At 36.1% G+C, this 22,651-nt stretch carries 22 protein-coding genes and 1 pseudogene; 12 read left to right on the top strand and 11 right to left on the bottom strand.

Going from position 1 to position 22,651, the window contains the following annotated elements:
- The first annotated feature begins 282 nt into the window (after positions 1–282).
- The 7 genes from rplM (at position 283) to IR022_RS18160 (ending at position 5,140) form a co-directional block, all read left to right on the top strand.
- A complete protein-coding gene (rplM, locus tag IR022_RS18130; protein WP_050710318.1) occupies positions 283–738 on the top strand; it encodes a 50S ribosomal protein L13 in 456 nt (151 codons plus the stop codon).
- A 5-nt stretch (positions 739–743) separates the two neighbouring features.
- Positions 744–1,130 carry a 30S ribosomal protein S9 gene (rpsI, locus tag IR022_RS18135; RefSeq protein ID WP_050710317.1) on the top strand — a complete coding sequence of 129 codons (387 nt, stop codon included), beginning with the start codon at positions 744–746 and terminating at the stop codon, positions 1,128–1,130.
- 194 nt (positions 1,131–1,324) lie between these two features.
- Positions 1,325–2,167, top strand: coding sequence for a 30S ribosomal protein S2 (gene rpsB, locus IR022_RS18140; protein WP_194204786.1), 843 nt, complete (start codon positions 1,325–1,327; stop codon positions 2,165–2,167).
- Between the two features lie 194 nt (positions 2,168–2,361).
- Positions 2,362–3,186, top strand: coding sequence for a translation elongation factor Ts (gene tsf / locus IR022_RS18145; RefSeq protein ID WP_050710315.1), 825 nt, complete (start codon positions 2,362–2,364; stop codon positions 3,184–3,186).
- 96 nt (positions 3,187–3,282) lie between these two features.
- A complete protein-coding gene (locus IR022_RS18150; RefSeq protein WP_194204787.1) occupies positions 3,283–3,750 on the top strand; it encodes a hypothetical protein in 468 nt (155 codons plus the stop codon).
- 1 nt (position 3,751) lies between these two features.
- A complete protein-coding gene (gene pdxH, locus IR022_RS18155) occupies positions 3,752–4,390 on the top strand; it encodes a pyridoxamine 5'-phosphate oxidase (protein WP_050710313.1) in 639 nt (212 codons plus the stop codon).
- Positions 4,391–4,546: 156 nt separating this feature from the next.
- On the top strand, positions 4,547–5,140 hold the full coding sequence (locus IR022_RS18160; protein WP_194204788.1) for an RNA polymerase sigma factor: 594 nt from the start codon (positions 4,547–4,549) through the stop codon (positions 5,138–5,140).
- On the opposite strand, the gene dinB is transcribed toward IR022_RS18160, so the two are convergent.
- The 4 genes from dinB to IR022_RS18180 all read right to left on the bottom strand — a co-directional run bounded on the left by dinB (position 5,121) and on the right by IR022_RS18180 (position 7,472).
- Entirely contained in the window at positions 5,121–6,221 is a 1,101-nt protein-coding gene (dinB, locus tag IR022_RS18165) for a DNA polymerase IV (protein WP_262892257.1), read from the bottom strand. The genes IR022_RS18160 and dinB overlap by 20 nt on opposite strands.
- Before the next feature lie 116 nt (positions 6,222–6,337).
- Positions 6,338–6,751, bottom strand: coding sequence for a DUF2752 domain-containing protein (locus tag IR022_RS18170; protein WP_194204790.1), 414 nt, complete (start codon positions 6,749–6,751; stop codon positions 6,338–6,340).
- Positions 6,708–7,079, bottom strand: a complete 372-nt coding sequence (locus tag IR022_RS18175; protein ID WP_194204791.1) for a TM2 domain-containing protein — start codon at positions 7,077–7,079, stop codon at positions 6,708–6,710. The genes IR022_RS18170 and IR022_RS18175 overlap by 44 nt, the downstream gene beginning before the upstream one ends.
- 51 nt (positions 7,080–7,130) lie before the next feature.
- A complete protein-coding gene (locus IR022_RS18180; protein ID WP_194204792.1) occupies positions 7,131–7,472 on the bottom strand; it encodes a TM2 domain-containing protein in 342 nt (113 codons plus the stop codon).
- A 222-nt stretch (positions 7,473–7,694) separates the two neighbouring features.
- On the opposite strand from IR022_RS18180, the gene IR022_RS18185 reads away from it, so the two are divergent.
- Positions 7,695–10,310 carry a valine--tRNA ligase gene (locus tag IR022_RS18185; protein ID WP_194204793.1) on the top strand — a complete coding sequence of 872 codons (2,616 nt, stop codon included), beginning with the start codon at positions 7,695–7,697 and terminating at the stop codon, positions 10,308–10,310.
- A gap of 75 nt (positions 10,311–10,385) precedes the next feature.
- Here the strand turns inward: IR022_RS18185 and IR022_RS18190 are convergent, their stop codons facing one another.
- From IR022_RS18190 to IR022_RS18220, 7 genes are all read right to left on the bottom strand, one after another.
- Positions 10,386–11,321 (bottom strand): glycosyltransferase family 2 protein, encoded by a 936-nt coding sequence (locus tag IR022_RS18190; protein ID WP_110310961.1) that lies wholly within the window; start codon positions 11,319–11,321, stop codon positions 10,386–10,388.
- Positions 11,314–12,354, bottom strand: coding sequence for a glycosyltransferase (locus IR022_RS18195; RefSeq protein WP_194204794.1), 1,041 nt, complete (start codon positions 12,352–12,354; stop codon positions 11,314–11,316). Before IR022_RS18195 ends, IR022_RS18190 begins: the two co-directional genes overlap by 8 nt.
- An 88-nt stretch (positions 12,355–12,442) precedes the next feature.
- Positions 12,443–13,126, bottom strand: a complete 684-nt coding sequence (locus IR022_RS18200) for a cytidylyltransferase domain-containing protein (RefSeq protein WP_050710305.1) — start codon at positions 13,124–13,126, stop codon at positions 12,443–12,445.
- 74 nt (positions 13,127–13,200) lie between these two features.
- A complete protein-coding gene (locus tag IR022_RS18205; RefSeq protein ID WP_194204795.1) occupies positions 13,201–14,760 on the bottom strand; it encodes an aldolase catalytic domain-containing protein in 1,560 nt (519 codons plus the stop codon).
- Positions 14,761–14,845: 85 nt separating this feature from the next.
- Positions 14,846–16,099 (bottom strand): hypothetical protein, encoded by a 1,254-nt coding sequence (locus tag IR022_RS18210; protein ID WP_194204796.1) that lies wholly within the window; start codon positions 16,097–16,099, stop codon positions 14,846–14,848.
- Positions 16,100–16,352: 253 nt separating this feature from the next.
- The gene (locus IR022_RS18215; protein ID WP_194204797.1) at positions 16,353–17,615 is read right to left on the bottom strand and encodes a metallophosphoesterase family protein; all 1,263 of its coding nucleotides are present in this window, start codon (positions 17,613–17,615) and stop codon (positions 16,353–16,355) included.
- A gap of 16 nt (positions 17,616–17,631) precedes the next feature.
- The gene (locus tag IR022_RS18220; protein ID WP_194204798.1) at positions 17,632–17,871 is read right to left on the bottom strand and encodes a hypothetical protein; all 240 of its coding nucleotides are present in this window, start codon (positions 17,869–17,871) and stop codon (positions 17,632–17,634) included.
- A 269-nt stretch (positions 17,872–18,140) separates the two neighbouring features.
- Between IR022_RS18220 and IR022_RS18225 the strand changes: the two genes are divergently transcribed.
- From IR022_RS18225 to IR022_RS18240, 4 genes and pseudogenes are all read left to right on the top strand, one after another.
- Positions 18,141–19,691 (top strand): glycoside hydrolase family 10 protein, encoded by a 1,551-nt coding sequence (locus IR022_RS18225; RefSeq protein ID WP_194204799.1) that lies wholly within the window; start codon positions 18,141–18,143, stop codon positions 19,689–19,691.
- 94 nt (positions 19,692–19,785) lie between these two features.
- A pseudogene (locus IR022_RS18230) lies at positions 19,786–20,916 on the top strand (class I SAM-dependent RNA methyltransferase); the annotation flags it as partial.
- 199 nt (positions 20,917–21,115) lie between these two features.
- The gene (locus IR022_RS18235) at positions 21,116–21,724 is read left to right on the top strand and encodes a hypothetical protein (protein WP_194204800.1); all 609 of its coding nucleotides are present in this window, start codon (positions 21,116–21,118) and stop codon (positions 21,722–21,724) included.
- Between the two features lie 114 nt (positions 21,725–21,838).
- Positions 21,839–22,648 (top strand): helix-turn-helix domain-containing protein, encoded by an 810-nt coding sequence (locus tag IR022_RS18240; RefSeq protein ID WP_194204801.1) that lies wholly within the window; start codon positions 21,839–21,841, stop codon positions 22,646–22,648.
- Positions 22,649–22,651 lie beyond the last annotated feature (3 nt).

The raw sequence follows: 22,651 nt of genomic DNA on the forward strand, positions 1-22,651 counted from the left end.
CGATTGGTCTAAAAGGTAATAGGTGTAGATATTACCTTGAAAATATCAGAAATACATGACTCGCGAAGGATGCAGTTTTTTTATTCTCTCTTTTTCTTGATAATTTATAGTATTTTTTTGATAATTGACAGGAAATCTGTACCTTTGCGAGCCGATTATTATAAATGTGAATATAAATATTTGATATATAGCTGGTTATTTGCTTAAATAAGTGTCCTTAGTAAATAAGTAAAACCAATGTTGTCAAATAAAAGTCATTAACCAAATTAAAAAATAAAGAAAGTGGATACTTTAAGTTATAAGACCATTTCTGCAAACAAAGCAACTGCTAAAAAAGAATGGGTTGTGATTGATGCATCAGGTCAAACTTTAGGCCGTTTGGCTTCAAAGGTGGCTATGCTTTTGAGAGGAAAGTACAAGCCAAGCTTTACTCCCCATGTTGATTGTGGAGATAATGTTATCATCATTAATGCTGATAAAGTAGTTCTTACCGGTAACAAATGGACAGAACGTGTGTATTTGAGATATACAGGTTATCCAGGTGGACAACGTGCAACAACTCCTCAAGTATTGATGGGTAAAGGAGCTGATCGCTTAATGCATAAAGTGGTTAAAGGTATGTTACCTAAGAATAAATTAGGTGCAGCTTTATTGAAAAACCTTTATGTGTATGGTGGAACAGAGCACAAACATGATGCTCAACAGCCAAAAGTAATAGATATTAACACTCTTAAATAATAACAATGGAAGTAATAAATGCAATTGGAAGACGCAAAGCTGCAGTAGCTCGCGTATACCTAAGCGAAGGAACTGGGAAAATTGTTATCAACAAAAGAGAACTAGCAAATTATTTTCCATCAACAATTCTTCAATATGTTGTAAACCAACCTCTAAATAAATTAGGTGTTGCCGAGAAATATGACATAAAGATCAATTTGAACGGTGGTGGATACAAAGGTCAAGCAGAAGCTGCTCGTCTAGGTATTGCTCGTGCTCTAGTGAAGATCAACGCTGATGATAAACCTGCTTTAAGAGCTGAAGGTTTCATGACTCGTGATCCTCGTGTTGTTGAACGTAAAAAACCAGGACAACCTAAAGCAAGAAAGAAATTTCAATTCTCAAAACGTTAATTTGGATATGGCTTTCTCCCTCGAACATTTGCTTTTGGTTGCATAAGTTTATAGGAGAGAATAGAAATATAGACGTAGATATGATACGTCGGTCAAAAGTTACGTTTAGTATCTAAATTGGCGGGACTTCATACAAAGAGCTACCCGACAATTCAATTACAGAAAAAGAAAGTAAACGCATTAAAAAAACAAAAATGGCAAAATTAGAATTTGACCAATTATTAGAAGCTGGTGTACACTTCGGACACTTAAAAAGAAAGTGGAATCCAGCAATGGCTCCTTACATTTTCATGGAGCGTAATGGCATTCACATTATCGACCTTTACAAATCAATCGCAAAAGCTGACGAAGCTGCTGCTGCATTGAAACAAATAGCAAGATCAGGAAAGAAAATTTTATTCGTGGCTACTAAAAAGCAAGCGAAAGAAGTTGTTGCTGATTTAGCACTATCAATAAATATGCCTTACGTTATTGAGCGTTGGCCAGGAGGTATGTTAACTAACTTCCCAACTATCCGTAAAGCAGTGAAAAAAATGTCGACTATCGACAAAATGATCAAAGACGGTACATTTGATACTCTTTCTAAAAGAGAGAAACTTCAAGTTACTCGCCAACGTGCTAAATTGGAAAAAACATTAGGATCTATCCAAGATCTTACTCGTTTACCAGCAGCATTGTTTATCGTTGACGTATTGAAAGAAAATATTGCAGTTAAAGAAGCTCAACGTTTGGGTATTCCAGTATTTGCTATGGTAGATACAAACTCAGACCCTTCTGATATCGACTTTGTTATTCCAGCAAATGACGATGCTTCTAAATCTATCGAAGTAATTCTTTCTCACCTTTGCGAGTCTATCAAAGAAGGTTTGGAAGAAAGAAAAGTAGAGAAAGCAGATAGTACTGCTGCTGAAGCACAAGAAGATGGTGCTAAAAAAGACAGCAAAAGAACTACAGCTAAAAAAGAACGCACCACGAAAGATGATGACGATGCTTTGAAAGCTGCTGTTACAAGCAAATTCGTTAAAGACGAAGAATAATAATTATACTAAAGGTTAAGAGTAAGTACTAAGGATAAGTTTCTTGGGCTCACTCTTGACCTTTTGCTTTCTTAAGAAAAAGCAGTATTGAATGTCGTATTTGAAAGTTATAACTATCTGTCGATATTGTGCCTGCCCAAAGAATAAGAAAGTTCTAGACTAGAATATTAATAATCAAAAAATAATATAAAGATATGGCAGTTACTATGGCTGATATCCAAAACCTTCGTAAGAGAACAGGTGCGGGTATGATGGATTGTAAAAATGCATTGAGTGAAGCAGAAGGAGATATCGAAAAAGCAATCGAAGTAATTCGTAAAAAAGGACAAGCTTTCGCAGCAAAACGTGGCGATCGTGAAGCTTCTGAAGGTTGCGTACTTGCAGGTACAAATGGCGATTTCGCAACAATTGTTGCTGTAAGATGTGAAACTGACTTCGTAGCAATCAACTCTGAATTTGTTGGAATGACTACATCTATCTTAGACGTAGCATTAGCAAACAAACCTGCTGATTTGGATGCACTAAATAACTTGGAAATTGCAGGTCGTAAAATCTCAGATGTAGTTGTAGACCGTATGGGTATAACTGGTGAGAAAATGGAGATCGGTGCATACGAAACTATTATTGCTCCAACTGTAGTTGCTTATGTTCACCCAGGTAACAAATTAGCTACAATTGTAGGATTTAACAAGCCTAATGTTGATGCTCAAGTAGGAAGAGACATTGCTATGCAAATTGCAGCAATGAATCCTGTTGCTTTGAAAGCTGAACATGTGTCGGAAGAAATCAAACAAAGAGAGTTAGCTCTTGCTAAAGAAAAAGCTTTGGAAGCAGGAAAACCTGAAAATCTTATCGACAAAATTGCTGAAGGTGCATTGACTAAATTCTACAAAGAATTTACTCTTCTTCAACAAGAATTCATTAAGAATCCAAAACAAAATATTGAGCAATATCTTCAATCAGTAGATAAAGAATTGACAGTTACTGAATTCAAACGTGTTACCTTGAATGCAGAGTAATTGATTGACTTCAATATATTATAGTATACGAAAGCCGTGCTCTCCAAGAGTGCGGCTTTCTTTTTTATATTCTTTAGCTGAAACGTTTAGTAGAAAATGAAAAAACAATATTTCTCAACCCGAAGACCTAAGCTATATGCTCTAACATATCTTATAATTGGATTATTTATTCTAGGTTGTTTAATCGCTGTGTTAGTTGCGTTATTACTTTTGTTTTCGCTGGCATTATTTCTTAATATTTTGGATGAGTTTATAGTACTTTTTATTGTAATTGTCATTGTGGCAATAGTTTATATATCTAGATCAATTTCGTACTATCGAAGAGAGCATATGGTTGTGGCGGAAGTCGACGAAAATGGTCTGTATTATCTTACGAGATTGAACAACATAAAGTATACATATTTTGTTGAAATAAAAGAGATATATTTGAATGTGGATAAGAAGATCAAAGTTCTTTACAAAAATGGAAAAAACTTGTCTATATCATTGGAGATTTCTGATGATGAAAAAATGGAATTTATCTCGCTTGTGAAAAAGAATCTTATAAAGAAAGGTGTAAAATAGTATGATTAATATTTTTGATTTGCGGAGAGATTTCACACTTCGTACTTTAGATGAAAAGGATGTTTTGCTAAATCCAATAGCACAGTTTGAGATATGGTTTAAAGAGGCTATTGAGGCGGAAGCTTTAGAGCCTAATGCCATGAATTTGGCTACCGTAGGGTTTGATATGAAGCCATCATCAAGAATTGTATTGTTAAAACAGGTAAGAAGTGAGGGCTTTGTATTTTTTACAAATTATGATAGCCGAAAAGCAAAACAAATGGCTGAGAATTCGAACTGTGCCCTAACTTTTGTCTGGCAAGAGTTAGAGAGGCAGGTTCGCATTGAGGGGCGGGTAGAGAAGATTCTACCTGAGGAGTCTGATTTGTACTTCGAGAGGCGTCCTGTAGCTAGTAAACTGGGGGCATGGTCTTCGCCTCAAAGTTCAATAATGCCTAATCGTGAATATCTGGAAAACTTGGTTGCCGATTTTGAGCAGAAATTTGCTAATGTTGAAATATCAAGACCCGCAAATTGGGGAGGGTATCTTGTTCGTCCTACTTTGGTCGAATTTTGGCAAGGACGCGCAAATCGTTTACATGACAGAATTCAATATACTTATGAAAATAAGGAATGGATAATTAATAGATTAGCTCCTTAATTTTAGCCGAATAACTGAAAAGGTTAATTTATATTGTAAAATAGGTAGTAAAGATTTGCAAATGTGAGATAAATATTATTCATTTGTAATAATTATAAACCAAAACTACGAAGCCTATCGAAAAAACATTACTCATAGTAATTTAGACATATAGTAATGGATGTATTAAAGAACATGACTGATGAAGAGTTGGTTATTTCTTATTCGATTGGTAATAATCTAGCTTTTGATGAACTTCTTCTTCGTCATCAAAAGAATGTATATAATTATATATACTTCATAATAAGAAATAGAGAAATGGCAGAGGATGTTTTTCAGGAAACATTCATTAAAGCTATTACCACAATAAAACAAGGTCGGTACGTAGAAAATGGTAAGTTCAGGGCATGGATAATGCGTATAGCTCATAATCTTGTGATAGATTATTTCAGACAAGAGAGAAATGAGAATACGGTATCTAATGACGAAACTGAGATTGATTTGTTGAATAACGCAAATCTATGTGAAGGCACAATAGAAGATCAACTTATTTATGGGCAAATCTTGCAAGATGTAAAGAAGTTGATACAATACTTACCCGAAAGCCAACGAGAGGTATTGGAAATGAGATACTATCAAGGGCTAAGCTTCAAGGAAATTTCGGAACAAACAGGAATAAGCATTAATACTGCTTTGGGCAGGATGCGTTATGCTATATTGAATATACGTAAAATGGCGGAAGAGAATGGTATTATTCTTTCAGTCGGGTAAAATCGTCCCAATCCTTAAACTCTAAAGATAATTGTATAGCATCATGCCAGATGATGCTATCTGTGTTTTTTATACTTAAACCTAATAAGCGTACTTTTGCCGATATATCTATATCCTTCATTAACTCGAAACCCACTTTGTATAGAGTTTCGTAATCGGTGACCATTGATAGCAGAGTTTTGCTTCTTGTTATTGTTTTAAAATCGGCATACTTTGCCTTTAACGTAATTGTGCGTCCCAAAAATTCACTTCTTGTTATTCTCTCTACTACATCTTTCGCAATCTCATCTAGCTCTATGGCGAGTTCTTCAAAAGAGTCTATGTCTCTGCTGAAAGTATTCTCAGATCCTACGGATTTACGTTCTCTGTTGGGTTCTACTTTGCGGTCATCTATTGCTCTGGCATTCATATAATACATATGTCCAGCTTTCCCGAAAAGTGACACAAGTTCGGGTTCGCTCTTCGCTTTAAGGTCCGCCCCGTTCTTTATGCCGAGTTGATGCATCTTTTGCGCTGTGACTTTTCCCACACCAAAGAAACGCTCAATAGGTAAGGTTTCTACAAAGCTTTCGGCATCCTTAGGTCTTATTATAAATAATCCGTTGGGTTTTTTGTAATCAGAAGCAATTTTCGCTAAGAATTTATTATAAGAAACTCCTGCAGACGCAGTGAGCGAAGTTTCTTCATATATCTTTTTTCTTATCTCTTTTGCTATTTGTGTGGCATAGGGTAATGCTTTGTGATTTTCGGTTACATCAAGAAAAGCTTCATCTAAAGATAATGGTTCCACAAGATCGGTATAATCTAAAAATATATCCATAATCTGATTGGATACCGATTTGTAGACATCAAACCGAGCAGGCACAAATATTAGGTGAGGGCACTTTCGTAATGCTGTCTTAGATGGCATTGCAGATCTCACTCCATAGGTGCGTGCCTCATAGCTGGCAGCAGCAACTACACCTCTGTCGCCGGCATAACCTACGGCTAGGGGCTTACCTCTATATAGTTCGTTGTCTCTTTGCTCGATTGAAGCATAAAAGGCATCCATATCTATGTGGATGATTTTCCTCACATACAAATTTAAAGAATATAGGGATAAAAACTATTAAGGGAGTAGACCTTTTTGTGTATTTGATAAAGGTGCTGAAAATGAATTGGGTATGTGTGGGAGGATGCGTAAATACTTGATGAGACTTATACTCCTCTCTGAATATTTATGTACCAACTAAATAAGGTTAAGAGGAGAAATAGAATGTATACTTTCCAAGTTATCAGTTGATTCATTTTTGATACGAAGTGGTCTTTTCCTCTTATAGCATCAAATAATAATAGAAAGAAGCTAATAAGGACGAAGATTGTGAGAGGTATTCCAAGAATATGGTAGTGGAACGATTGAATGAAGTTACCGTTGAAAAGTGCTAAAGTTGCGCGCCCCAATCCACAACCGGGACAAGGTATATTCGTAAGATTCTTGAAAATACAGATAGTGCTGTTGTGCTCGTGGTTTTTGTGAAGATCCATGAGCAAAAGGGCGGTATAAGCTAATACAATTGCTAGAGCATATTTAAGGCTCTGGCGTAATTGCTTTATTGGGGAGGTTATTGACATAGGACATGAACATATTGTAGTTATACTCTTTGGTTAGATTGCCTATAATAAACCAATCTATAATAGTCCAAATAAAACATCCTCCAAAAGTAATTAGTTTGATGACTCCTAATAGAACTTGTCCGATCATCATTCGGTCAATACCTAAATATCCGACCAGTACTGATAAGCAGATAATCATAGATGTATCTTGATAATCTAATGATGTTGCAATAATAGATTCTTGAGAAGTCATTCCTTCCAGCCTCTCTTTGATGATAGATAAGCGGTGAGAGGGAAACTTATTCTGATTATTTATAGTAAACAGAATTATATCGTTTTCATTCATAGTATAATAAAAAAAGGCTCTCTTTTATAAGGGAGCCTTTATATTTTTGTTTTATACACCCAGAGCTTGTGTGAATAAATTGAAGTTGTATTCTTTTGCTTTATCTTGTATTAAGAACCAGTCAACAATTGTCCATACACAACATCCACCAGCAGTAAGTAGTTTTAATACACCTAAACCAGTTTCACCTAGCATAAATCTGTCTATACCTAGAGGACCAGCCAAAAGAGATATTATAAGCATGGTTGTTGGGTCTTTATAATCCAAAGATAAAGCTAATTGAAATTTGCTGTCATCTAATTGGCTTAGTTTATTGGAAATTAAAGAAAGTTGGCTTGTTGAAAATTTCTTTCCGTTTGTAGCCAAAAACATATCAATTTTGTTTTGATCCATTGGGTGTTTTTTTGTTAGTTATTTTATAAAAATTAAGGCAAAAGTATTCATAATAAACGGACTATGCAATAGGCTAAAATCCATTTTGTTTTTTTGTATAATAATGCTATAGTACAGTTTCTTATGGTGCTAATACTTGGTAGGAATGATTTAATGTTTTGGTAAGCATCTATATCTGCAAACATTTTCGTATTTTCGCAGTTCGAAAAATATTTTTTAATTATGGAAATTGCAAGTAAGTACAATCCTGCGGAAGTAGAGGATAAATGGTATGAGTATTGGATGAAAAATAATCTTTTTCATTCTGAACCAGACAGTCGCGAGCCGTTTACTGTCGTCATTCCTCCTCCTAATGTCACAGGTGTTCTACATATGGGACACATGTTGAACAATTCGATACAGGATATACTAGTCCGTCGTGCACGCATGATGGGTAAAAATGCTTGCTGGGTTCCAGGTACCGACCATGCTTCTATTGCCACCGAGGCTAAAGTGGTAGGCCGATTAGCTTCTCAAGGAATCAATAAAAGAGATCTTACTCGTGATGAGTTTTTGAAACATGCTTGGGAATGGACTGACGAACATGGTGGAATCATCCTTCAGCAACTACGTAAACTTGGAGCTTCGTGTGATTGGGATCGTACGTGTTTTACACTGGATGAGAAACGTTCCGAAAGTGTATTCAAAGTATTTGCAGACCTTTATCGCAAAGGTTTAGTATATCGTGGAGTTCGTATGGTCAATTGGGATCCTGCTGCCAAAACTGCTCTGTCGGACGAAGAGGTGATACATAAAGAAGAAAACAGTAAATTATATTACTTAAAATATAAGGTCGAAGGCGAAGATGGTTTTGCTGTTGTAGCAACTACACGTCCCGAAACTATTTTTGGAGACGTTGCTGTTTGCATCAATCCGAATGATGAAAAAACAACGCATCTGAAAGGTAAGAAAGTTATAGTTCCAATTGTAAACCGTGTTGTTCCTATCATCGAGGATGATTATGTAGACATGGAGTTTGGAACAGGATTTCTGAAAGTTACTCCTGCTCATGATGTGAATGACTATATGTTGGGCGAGAAACACAATCTTGAAGCTCTTGATATCTTCAATGATGATGGAACACTCAATGCGCATGGTCTTCAATACGAAGGAATGGACAGATTCGATGTTCGTAAGAAGATCGAAAAAGATTTAGCAGAATCTGGCTTATTGGACAAAGTTGAGGCTTATACCAATAAAGTTGGATTTTCGGAGCGTACAAATGTGCCTATTGAACCAAAGCTATCTATGCAGTGGTTTTTGAAAATGGAAGATTTGGCAAAGCCTGCTCTTGATGCTGTTGAAGACGATACAATAAAATTCTATCCGGCACGCTATAAAAATACATACCGTTATTGGATGGAGAACATCAAAGATTGGTGTATCAGCCGTCAACTTTGGTGGGGACATCGTATTCCTGCTTACTATTTGCCCGAAGGTGGTTATGTAGTAGCGGAGACTCCCGAACTGGCTTTGATTGAAGCTCAAAAAAAGAATCCAAGCTTAACAATGGAAGATCTTCGTCAAGATGAAGACTGTCTGGATACTTGGTTCTCTTCATGGTTGTGGCCTATATCGGTATTTGATGGCATAAATCATCCTGATAATAAGGATATAGAATATTATTATCCTACGAGCGATTTGGTAACAGGTCCGGATATTATCTTCTTTTGGGTAGCCCGTATGATAATGTCGGGTTATGAATATCGCAAGAAGCCATGTTTTCAGAATGTATACTTTACAGGAATTGTTCGCGACAAACAAGGTCGTAAGATGTCTAAACAATTAGGAAACTCTCCTGACCCTATTGAGCTGATGGCTAAGTACGGAGCAGATGGGGTACGTATGGGCTTATTACTTACGGCTCCTGCAGGAAATGATATTCCTTTTGATGAAGCTCTTTGCGAACAAGGACGTAACTTCAATAGTAAAATATGGAATGCTTTCCGTCTTGTAAAAGGGTGGGAGGTTGATAGCTCAATAGAGCAACCCGAAGCAGCAGCTATTGCTGTTAAATGGTTTGATGATGTATTGTCGAAAACAATTGCAGAAGTAGATGAGCTGTTTGCTAAATACCGTTTGTCGGAAGCTCTAATGCTTGTTTATAAATTGTTCTGGGACGAGTTTTCATCGTGGTATTTGGAAGTAATTAAACCAGCTTACCAAAAACCGATTGATGCTAAAACTTATCAACAAACACTTGGTTTCTTCGATTCACTATTAAGGATATTGCATCCATTTATGCCTTTCATTACGGAGGAATTATGGCAAGCTCTTTCGGAAAGAAAAGATGGCGAAAGTATAATGATTACTTCTATGCCTGCTGCAAAGACAGTAGATAGCGAACTTCTGAATTCTTTTGAGAAGGTTAAAGAAATTATTTCGGGTATCCGTACCATCAGATTACAGAAGAATATAGCCAATAAAGATCCGTTGGAATTAGAGATTATGGGAGATCATGATGACTCATTTAATTCTGTTATTTCTAAAATGGGTAATATCTCAGAGATAAGAAAGACATCGGATAAAAATCCATTGGCAATATCTTTCCTTGTAGGAACTACAGAATTTGCTGTACCTATGGGTAACAATATTGATGTGGAAGCCGAAATTGCAAAACTTGAAGCAGATCTTGTTTATCAACAAGGTTTCTTGAATTCGGTTATGAAGAAGCTGAGTAACGAAAAGTTTGTAGCTAATGCAAAAGCTGATGTAGTAGATGCAGAGCGTAAAAAACAAGCGGATGCTGAAAGTAAGATCAAAACCATTGAAGAAACTATTCAAAGCTTAAAGAAATAAGGTTACGACCTTATACTATACCTATATAAAAAGAGCTCTACCAACGGTAGAGCTCTTTTTTATTTAAGATATGCATTAAGCAGTTGTTTCGGTTTCTTTAGCTATATATATAGGACGCTTTTTTGTTTCCAGATAAGTTTTCGATAAGTACTGTCCGAGTATTCCAAGGCAAAGCAATTGAATACCTCCAATAAAGAATATGGCACATATCAAAGACGGATAACCGGGAACGGGGTCGCCCCATAGTAAAGTCTTGGTGATAATCATACAAATCCAAACGAGTGATATAAGGAAGAATACAAACCCAAATACAGAGGCTATAGCCAAGGGACGAGTAGAGAAAGCTATAATACCTTCGAGTGAATAAAAGAATAGTCCCCAGAACGACCATTTTGTCTCTCCGGCTACACGTTCTACATTTTCATAAGCAATCCATTTGGTATTGAAGCCTACCCATCCAAAAATGCCTTTCGAGAATCTGTTATATTCTCCTACCTGCAAGATAGAATTTACCATTGCACGAGACATCAATCTGAAATCTCTGGCACCATCTACAATTTCAGTATCTGATATCTTATTGATTAGTTGATAGAACTGTTTGGCAAAAAATGAACGGATGATAGGTTCTCCCTTTCGGTCTTCGCGACGGGTTGCAACGCAATCAAAATCTTCAGTTTTAAGAGACTCATACATCTCAACCAGCAAATGTGGAGGATCTTGAAGGTCGGCATCCAACATGGCAACATAGTCGCCCGTTGCAGCCTCAAGTCCAGCGTATATAGCTGCTTCTTTACCGAAGTTTCGAGAGAATGAGACATAACGTACTCTGTCATCCTTTTTCCTGAGTTCTTTGATAACTTGTAGCGTTTTATCTTTAGAGCCATCATTCACAAAAATGAACTCGAAATCTTGTCCATTCATTTGTTGAGCTACTTTTACTAGTTCTTCATATAAATATGGAAGAGCCTGTTCTTCGTTGTAGCAGGGAACAATTGCTGATATTTTATCCATTTATAACTTTGTTTTTGTATAAAATTAGAGTGTTGAAGAGGTTGAGCAAAAGAATAAGGCGATATTTTATCATTCCGATTATTAAATCTCCTTTTAATCCTGATTTCTCTCTCTGTATATCTTTTATAGACAATCTAGTGTTCGGATTGTTTATTATTGTTTTAATATTTTTATATCGCTTGAAGAAGCTGTTCGTGTTATTTGTAAAATACTCATTATTAATAGACGTAACAGCCCTTAAGGTGTAATCGTTTTTAATCCGTTTATTAGCTTCTGCTATAAAAGAATCAGATTTTGCGTGAGTATATGCTTTCTTAAGGTCATCAAGAAATATTAATTCTTGTTGCCAACGGATAGGATCGTATCTGTTAGACAGAGATTCATCATTTACTTGATAGTGATAGAGGACTGAATCTATAAAGAACATTCTGTTTGAATGTAACATTGCTGTAATAGTGAATAGTCGGTCTTCGCATCTCCTCAATTCTTTGTTGAAGCGGATATGATTTTTCTCGATAACCTTTCTTCTGAATAGATGGATCCAAAGAACTCCGAGGATAAACATACCTCCGAATTTTTCTGATCCCACCATTGGCAATACGATTTCTTGCTCAAATCTTTCCCCAGCATATTCTCCTTTAAAAGGCAGTTGATTCAATATTTCACCTTTTCGATATGCATTGAATCTCAGTATATCTATACTGTTATTATCCAGATAGGGTATAAGAGTTTCGTATGTGTTTAGCTCTATGTAATCGTCGGGGTCTACAAAACTTATATAATCTCCCGTTGCGATATCCAATCCTGAATTACGAGCAGATGAAACTCCTCCGTTTGCTTGATGTATTACATTTATGCGGGGGTCGCTTTGGGCATAAGCATTACAAATATCTCCCGAAGAATCCGTTGATCCATCATTTATAAGAATAATATCTAAAGCGGTGTAGGTCTGATTCACAACGGAATCCAGACAACGCCCCAGAAATTGTTCCATATTATAGATCGGGATTATTATAGAGATAGTAGGAGTCATAAGTTACATTCAATAATATCGTTGTATGTTTACTTGTAGTGGCAGATTTGTATATCTGTCCGAATTACTACATAATTACTAAAAAGGTCTACGACCTTAGTTTTTTATAGATAGCTTCTGCTATAAAAAAATCTTCTTCCCAATCGATGTCGAAAGAATCTATATCGTTATTCTCAAATAAGAATGGTTTCTTTCCGATTCTGTCTTCAAGATTTCTGTATATATCTATATCTGCCAGAAATATCCCGCTATTGATTTCGTAAAGCGGCTCAATAGTTTGAGTTCTTGGCCATTTCTCTTTGTTGCGGTCATAATTTACAGCACCTTCTTTGTTCCAGATGAAAGTTCTCAAGGCGGTAACCGACATTAGAGAATCATGATCGCCTTTACTTAGGGCATTTCTATAAGCATCAATTGCTTCTTCGTATATCTTACCGTCAATAAAAGGTGATGTTACATGAGTCCACAACACAGCTCCTTCTGTGATGATAGTAGGTACATATTTTACGAGATCATCAGTAGATGTGCTTGATGTTGCCAGATGCTCAGGTCGTCTGTCTATTTTTATTTTATCGCTTGATACTGTTTCGGCTAGTTGAATAACCTCTTCATCATTAGTAGACAAAACAATAGAGTCAATAGCATTACAAGCTACCAGTTGTTGTAATTTTATCTTTAATAGTCCACCCTCAATATCTGCAAAAATACGGGTGTTCTTATGAGGAACTCTTTCGCTGCCTGCCCTACATGGAAGAAAAACGGATATTTTCATTTAATGAAACATTATTTAGTTATAACTAACTGTCGTATTTATATTTATGAAAGCAATAACAAGATCTGAGACCTTTAATCTATTAATAATCGGTATACCGATAAATTTTTCACTCCTTGATATTTTGTAGCAGTTATGGTTGCTACCTCTATATCGGGTCTTTTATCTACAATCAGTGAAAGCAGATATTCGTTTTCGGAAGTGAGTAGTCTTTCATTCTCATTTATCAAGCCATCGTAGCCGTCATATCCTGCAATATATACAGTTGTTGCAGATAATTCTATTGCTGTTTGCAATGCCAACGCTGTATGCGAATCCTGATAAAGTGGAGAGAATGTTACTTCTTTTAGCTCAAAGCTTTTGTCGATTAGCTTTTGAGGAATATAAGTTCCCATTTTTCGAGGATAAGAAGGCAGAACACATGAGATCTTGTTCAGGTCGAAGTCAGCAAATACTTTCTCTAAACGGTGTCCTTCGTTTCCTACTAAACAGAAAAACTGAGGAATATCTATATCATTATAATAACCTGCATTTTTGCTGCTTGCATGAATGATGCAAATTGTCTTGTCTTCTTGTTTCTTTATGAACTGTTTTATTGCAGTAGCACAATTGGCTCCACTAGGACCTCCTCCTATAATAAGGACAGTGTCGAAATGTGATTTGTTTGAATTGAAAATAGGAAGTTTCAGGTTATCTCCTTTTTTATCTTTCATATTATGCAATGCCTGCAAGATACTATTGATAGAGTAAAAGCGGCGAGTAACCCAATCCATCACATCCTTTTGTGGTAGTGAATTGAAACCCGAAACCATATAAGGAAGGTTGGTTCCCCAACCGTATTCTTCTTTTAAACGTTCAAAATCGGCAACAGTAGTGCTAAGGCTGTTGAAATCTAGCGATACACCTTCTTTTGAGGAGAAGTAAGATAGCAACAGTTCGGTTTTCATATTACCTGCACCTCGTCCCATTCCCGTGATGGTAGTATCAATAAGTTCGCATCCAGCTTTTATGGCTGCCAGCGTATTGGCAAATGCCAATTCGGTATTGTTATGACCATGAAAGCCAATTTTACATTGCAGTACCGATCTTAAGTGTCGAGTTATAGTTTCTACTTCTTCTGGAAATATACCCCCATAAGAATCAACCATAGAGAAACTATCAACTTTACCATTTAAGGAGGCTACATCTGTCATGAAATTGGGATACTCGGTCATCCATTTGGATACGTACATTACGTTGAATCCCATTTCGAATCCCATTTCCTTGATGCGAGCAGCAGTTTCCCCTGCACGCTTTATATTGGCAGGATCCACAGCCATTCTTATAATGTCTATTGTTCCTTTGCAAGAAGATAAGAGCTTTTCAAGATCATCTATCTTAACTTCTTTCTCATTCAACATAATACCTATCTTCTTCGAAGGCATATGTTGGCGAGCGTATTTCAATATATAATCGGGGCAGTAATTATACTCCCCTTTATATCCATCCTGAACTAAAGATCGGTACCCGATTTCAATATATGATACAGGCAGTTTTTCCATTGCCTGAAAATAATTGAGAGTCAGGTTTTCATTAAAATCCCAATTGGTATAATATCCTCCGTCTCTAAGGGTACAATCTACTATATCTATCATAATAAGTAATTTCAACTATTTATAAATACATCTCGATAAGTATAATTTATTGTGATTATTATACTAACCGAAGCAATAAAAAGGTCTAAGACCTCAATTCTGGATTAAATACATACTTAATAATCTCTTTCATCTCTTGTCTAACTTCTCCCTCTGGTTTTTGGCTAAACTCATTTAGTTTAGTTTCGAACTCCGATAGGTTTACGAATTTGTCGTCCATGCCGATAAATTCTTCATTTTCTGATTCAGACCATCGTAAAGAAATCTTACCCAAAGCCAACGATTCGTAATAAGCAGTTGTATTAACGGCAATGGTAAAGTTGACCATATCTGATCTTAGCACTTCTTGTACCGAATGTTCCCGTCCAAGGAAAATCATATTGTCGGAAATGCTGGCAAATGATTTATGTTCTACATCCATCAAAAAAGGATGCTTCTTTATATAGAATAATACTTTGTTGTTATGTTTCTTATTGAAGTCTTTTAATAACGAAAGTAGCTTATCATTAGATGGAATATAAATGGCTCTTCCTAATAGTACTAAACATTTAGTGAAAGACTGATCGATATGAGAGATCATTAAATCTTTATACTTGGGATTCCCCATCAATATTAATCTTGATTTGTCTATACCTTTTGAGGTCAGATAATCAACTGTTGATTGCCCCCAGCACAAAAGCTTGTCAGCTATCATATTGTCGAAATTAATATAATCGAAAGGAATCATTAGCTTGAAATTGCAAAAGATTCCATGCTGCATCGATATGGTTTCTATCCCTCTGTTTTTAAAGTAAAGGGTAAGTAAGCTTTCTTCCTTATAAGCTGCATTGAAACAAATATATCTTTGGATATTTTCGGGACATTGCACCTTTTCAAGTACGTTTATCTGGTTAAACAACTTGGTCAATAAGCCTACTAAAAACAGCTTAGTCATAAAAGATTCATCAATTGGACGACCAAAAATGAGTTTGAATGCTTTTGCCAAGTGCTTTAAATAAGAGAAACTAAGGAATGACACTTTCTTATTGGGTAGAGCAGACAGTTTAACAATTGAAGAGTCGGGATAAATGGATTTTACGGAATTTGCCAAATCCTGATAATCGTCTCTATCTATCAGAAATGATATAACAGAAGATGATTTGGTGTCAAGAACTTGTCCCAGGTCTTTAATCTGTGTGCTGATATAAAACTCTTTAAATACTTCTCTTGCCGAAATAGCATCGTCACTAAACAGGAAAGTAAAATAACCTGGACCCAAATACTTTACATTATACCCTTTGTATGTATAATTTAACTTTTCGAGTAAAGATTTATACCGATTATAATAGGTTTTATCCATGTAAATAGTGAATATCTGTAATTATCTTAAGGTCTGAGACCTCTTTATTATTCTGACTTTTGATCTATCCTTAGAGTTATAACTGACCCAATACAGCAATGATGTTCATTATGTGTATAAAGGAACAAAGTTAATCAATTCACCATTATAGTAAGATACATCTTGGATAAATTTAATAATCAATGGATTATTTTAGAATCTTATACTTCTGAGCAATCTTTTAGAAAAATAGAATTAAATATCACTGAATGTATCAGAATGATATCTCTACATTATTATCAGCCGGGTAAAAATCTAATTCTATATTATCAGTAGGAACAGGCATCGACGAATCCAGCTCTTTAGACAATTGTTTGATTGTTGTTTTTAACTCTTCGTCTACAACTTCGTCTCCTGCAAGATGCATTACAAATATTTTTCCGATCATATCAGCCATTAATGATAAAGTGGCATCGGGTAATTGTAAGCCCATCGAGCGTATTTTGCTGATGGCAATTGCACGACCACGTTCGTGCATAATAGCTTTATTATCTTCGGATATTGTTGGATTATTGGGAATGGAAGTTATGTTTTTTGTCGAAACTTTCATTCCTTTTTTATTCAATTCCACAAAACGGTAAGGAAACGGGTAAGCACAAAGAGAGCCGGTTTCTATATCATAGATTTTGTTACCCGATGGCGATCTGTATTCTGTTATGTCATTAGCATGAAAATGCCCCGTAAATATTGCTTTCATGCCCAAATCGGCAAAAAGAGGAGCCAGTCGTTGCCAGTCATTGATCACATAATCTTTGAAAAATGTTGCCTGAAACATAATATGTTCTACCAATCCGTGGTGCATCATACTCACCACCTGAATGTTCTTTTGTTTGGCTTCGTTCATTATCTCTACGATCCACCGTTCGGTTGAAGGAGATATTTGCCCCGAAGAGATCGTTGATGTGGTGTGTTCTTTATATCGGCAGCCATCAATAGCTAGTAACCAAGTATCATTATTTAACTGAGCTACATAGCTGAGCGATGCTGTATCTCGCCTTAATGCTCTGTTATAACCACAGTCGCTATAAATATGCCTGAATTCCATAGGGGTGACACTTTCTACGGGGTATGTTTTATCTCCTTCGTAACGTACCGGATTTGGCACATTTACATCGTGATTTCCGGGAACAACAAAAACTCTTACACCTTTATCAATGAGAGGTTGAAGCTTTTTGACGAAATCAATATGGCTTTGCTTCTCTCCATCTTTGGTCATGTCTCCGGGAATAAGCAATACCTCTATATCACTCTTTAAATATTCGGCCAAAACCTGATCTAAAACTTGAGGTACATCGGTTATCGCTTTCCCGCCTGAGTTCACAGCATTTTGAATGGCTGAACCATTATCCATCAATTGCTCCGATAAATAATGAGGATCACTTATTACCCCTATTTTGAGGCTTTGGGTTTCTTGGGCACACGAAGTGAAACTCCACCCGAAAAAAAGTATAATAGAGAGTATAATATGATATCTCATTGTTATTAGGGTTGCTTTAATAGGAAATGTATGTATTTTGGAGCATCTCGTATGACTTTTGTTTGGTCTTCTCGTAGATTAGGTATCCACATACACCTAAAACTATTGATAGAATAATCATGTATCCACCTCTCTCTATCAATTGCCTCTTGCGATGATAGATCCCAAAAGCAAGCACAATTGCTCCTATGGATGCTAAGGCTATTAAGATATATTTTGCGAAAACGGCTATTTCGGTTATCTGGTCGGGCATCATACTCTATAAAAATGTTATTAGTGAATTTTACAAAAATAATAAAAGGTATATTAATATACAGTTTGTGTTACTAAAGTTAAATGCTTATTGTCTCTACATTGTTCATTTCTCGGAGAAATAAAAGTTTGTTAGCCCTTAAAAAGCTATAAATAATATGGGGAAATTAGGTTAAGATTTAGATTATCTTTTGTTTACTGCCCAAAAGCTTTAGTCTTCGCATTAATTATTCTATTTTTGCAAAACAAAATTTAAAATATCAAAAACAAGTGATGAAAAGGTGTTTCAGATATCAATATTTATTGACTGTTTTGTTGGTAGGGCTTATCTTATCTTCGTGCGGAAGCAAGAAAACGGTAACCAGTTCGGCAGATCTCCAATATCCCAAAAGAGAATTTAGAGGAGCATGGATTCAAACGGCATGGCAAGGTCAGTACAAGTCGATGAACAGTACGCAGATGAAAGCATATTTTTCCGATGTATTGAATAAATTTCAAGCAGCAGGTATCAATGCAGTTATCTTTCAGGTACGTCCTCAGGCAGATGCTTTCTACTATTCGGAGTTAGAACCTTGGAGTAGCTTTTTAACCGGAACCCAGGGTAAGCCAATGGCTGATGGATTCGATCCTTTGACTTTTTTGGTTGAAGAATGCCACAAGCGTAATATGGAATTGCATGCATGGTTGAATCCTTATCGTGTATCTCTATCCGAGAATCAGGTACTCACTAAGAGTCATATGTATTATCAATATCCCGATCGTTTTGTAAAATACGGAACACAAATTTTCTTTGATCCAGGAATTCCTGCTAACAGAGATTTTATTTGTCAAGTAGTAAAAGATATTGTAAAAAGGTATAATGTGGATGCTATCCATATGGATGACTATTTTTATCCATACCCCATTGCAGGAAAACCATTCCCCGATGATCGCAGCTTTGCAACCTATGGTGCATCTCAGGGATTCGATCAGGCACATCGTGACGATTGGCGTCGTAACAATGTAAATTCGCTAATAAAAGAAATCAAAGAAACTATCATAGTAACAAAACCTTGGGTACGTTTTGGTATCAGCCCTTTCGGCATATATCGTAACAAAAGAAGTACACCCAATGGAACGGGAAGTAATACAACCGGATTGCAAAATTATGATGACTTATATGCTGATGTGAAGCTGTGGGTGAAAAATGGTTGGATTGACTATAATATGCCTCAGGTTTATTGGGAAATAGGTCATAAAGCAGCCGATTATGCAACACTTGTAGAGTGGTGGGCAAACAATAATTTTGAACAACCCTTGTATATTGGGCAAGATGTAAAGCGGACTATGGATGCTGTAATGCCTTCGGGCGATAATCAGTTGGCTGAAAAGATGAGATTATCAAGAAGCTACAAAGCCGTAAATGGCAACTGTTTTTGGTATGGTCAAAATATAGTTGAGAATTATAGAGGCGTTACCAGCAGTCTGATATCTACCTATCATAAATACCCGTCACTTATACCTGCTTATACACACATGTATAGAGGTACACCCAAGAAGGTGAAAAATGTAAAGGAGAAATACACAGAGGCGGCTCATCTTCTGGTTTGGGATAGAGATGGCGAAAAGGGAGATCCTTTAGCAGGTACTTACTTCGTGGTTTACAGATTTGTACAAGGACAATCTGAGAATTTAGAGGATGCCCGAAACATTGTAGGTATTACACGCGATACAAAATACCCACTACCTTATGAAGGTGGAAAAAAGAAATACAAGTATGTTGTGACGGCAGTTGATGCTTTTCATAACGAGTCGAAGGGTATTGCTAAGAAGCTATCATTGTAACGAGAAACTTTTTTAAGCCATTGTTACTTTAGAGCGTATAATTGAAGTTATTTAAAAATAGAAATAGAATTAGATGAGTAGGAATACTTTTGAAATGGTTGCTAAAACAATGTCGGGACTCGAAGAAGTCTTGGCAGAGGAATTGACCGCCTTAGGTGCTGATAATCTTCAGATCGGGCGGAGAATGGTTTCGTTTACAGGCGATCAGATGTTGATGTACAAAGCAAATATACATTGTCGTACAGCTTTACGAATATTGAAACCTCTGTTCAAGTTCAAAGCAAAAAATGCCGATGAGGTATACGAAGAGATCAAGAAATTCAAATGGGATGATTTCCTTTCAGAGAAAAATACCTTTGTGATAGACGAAGTAGTCTATTCATCGTTGTTTACACACTCTAAGTTTGTGGCGTATCGTGTAAAGGATGCTATTGCAGACTATTTTATACAGAAAACAGGTAAACGCCCATCGGTGAGTATTACCAACCCCGATATATTTATCAATGTGCATATCTCGGAAAATCAGTGTACAGTATCACTCGACAGCTCGGGAGAGTCTTTACACAAAAGAGGATACCGAGTAGCTCAAACCGAAGCTCCATTGAATGAGGTATTGGCTGCGGGAATGATTCTTAAAACAGGGTGGAGAGGCGAATGTGATTTTGTTGATCCTATGTGCGGATCGGGAACATTGCTTATCGAAGCTGCTATGATTGCCATGAATATTCCTCCGGGTATTTATCGTCCCGGTTTTGCATTCGAGAAATGGCCTGATTTTAATCAGGACCTATTCGATACCATTTATCAGGATGATAGTAACGAGAGAGAATTCAAGCACAAAATCTACGGCTCTGACATCTTGAAAAGTGCTATTGCTATTTCGACCGAGAATATTAAAAGTGCGGGAGTTGCCAAATATGTAGAGCTTAAAGCAATGCCTTTTCAGCAATACAAAGAAGCGCCATCCGAAAAAGGTATTCTTATTACGAATCCTCCTTATGGAGAGCGTATCAAATCGGATGACTTATATGGTATGTACGAAATGATAGGTGAAAGATTAAAGCACGTATTCGCAGGATATACTGCTTGGATACTTAGTTATAGAAAAGACTGCTTTGATAAGATAGGTTTGAAACCATCAAAGAAAGTACCTCTTATAAATGGTTCTTTGGAATGTGAATTTCGTAGATACGACCTGTTTGCAGGAAAGAAGTACGACAAGAAGAATCGAGAAGAAAGAGAATAGCAGTAATTTATATTACTAACTGAGATATGTGGGATTTAAAATAAGACGAAGGAGCTTATTTTAAATCCCACTTTTTTGTGTAAATCTACGATTTGTCCCATAACGTATGCATCTAATGTCATAAGTATATATTGGCTGGTATCTACCTTTGTTGCTATAATTTTAAAATAGAAACAAAATGGAAATAGATTTGGTTTTTTACGCTATATTAGCAGCTTTAGGATATGTGTTACTGCAATCGTTGTTCATTATGGGTGTTTGGATTGCAGCGGCTGGAGAGACAGAGGTAATGCCCGATGGTAAGGATAAGGATAGTGAGATGATTCTTTATCCTCTTAAAAAGTTCCTTATGCAGTCTGAAACGAAAACTGTTTATTTTTCAGGGGACCAATTTACCAATCTGATTAATAAAATCCAGATGGTTCTACCGGAAGTGAATTTGAATGTGATAGATGAAACTCTTCTTTTGAATGGCGAAAGAGGTAATAATACTTCGTTTCTTAACTCTTTAAATAGTGTATTATTTCAAATAGATTCACAAATAAAGATTCAAATTAATAATAATGCAATAAGTTTCTACAAAGTATATCAAGAGCCGCGATTTAGCAAGTATTTAAGGAAACCCCTTATACAATGTCCTATGTGTATGGCTTCGTTTTGGAGTATATTCAGTTATTGGATACCTGTTTTATGTCTGTTTGGATTTAGTTTTTGGTATCTTTATTTGGGCGTTATAAATATCTGTTGTGTATCTTATTGTAATTTCTTATTGAGAAAAAAGCTTTAAAGATTTAATCGAATGGCAACTCAGGAAAATAAAGACAAGTATATAGTGAATAATACCTCTTATTTGCAGGAGGGATGAAATCATAATTTTCTGGAAATAATACCCCTAGAGAATTTGAAAGTTTTGCAGAATCAGTTTAACTCAGGTTCCGACAGACAGGATTATTATACTATTGTATTGCTGACATCGGGAAGTATAACCGAGACAATCGGCTATAAAACATACAGTTTCGAGCCCAATACTTTGTACTGTATTCCTGCAAATGCATTGCATTCGGTAGATTCATGGAGCCGTGATGTAAAAGGGTTTCATTGCACTTTTGATGTCGAATATTTTCTTCTTTGTATTCATAATCAGATTAAACTGACTCAGTTTCCATTTTTCCAATTGGGAAAGACTCCTTTTATGAAAGTTTCGACAGTGGAGAGGAATATGCTGATTGAAGTTTTCAAAAAGATGAACATTGAATATTCGCGTAAGAAAAGTTTAAATGATGACTTATTGGTACGACTTTATCTGAATGTTCTTTTGATAGAGATTGAACGTATATATAAGCACAAATCGGATACCGGTAATATGAGTATTCCTAGGCAGCAGCAAATAGTTATGCAGTTTCAGGAATTGGTATCTCAGCATTATTTACAATTGCGTAAAGTGTCGGAATATGCTGACCTCTTATATATTAATGCGCATTACCTAAATGATCTGGTGAAAGCAATAACAGGTAAACCTGCCAGTACATATATTCTGGAACAACTATTGATGGAATCTAAGTCGTATCTGATACAGACTAATTATACTGTAAGTCAGATTGCGATAGCTTTAAACTTTTCTGATGAATCTTACTTCTGTCGCTTCTTTAAAAAATATACAAAGATGACTCCTGTTGAATTTAGGCAGAACCATCATCAACATAGCAAGTAATCT

This window comes from Dysgonomonas sp. GY617, assembly GCF_015233815.1.
Taxonomy (GTDB): domain Bacteria; phylum Bacteroidota; class Bacteroidia; order Bacteroidales; family Dysgonomonadaceae; genus Dysgonomonas_A.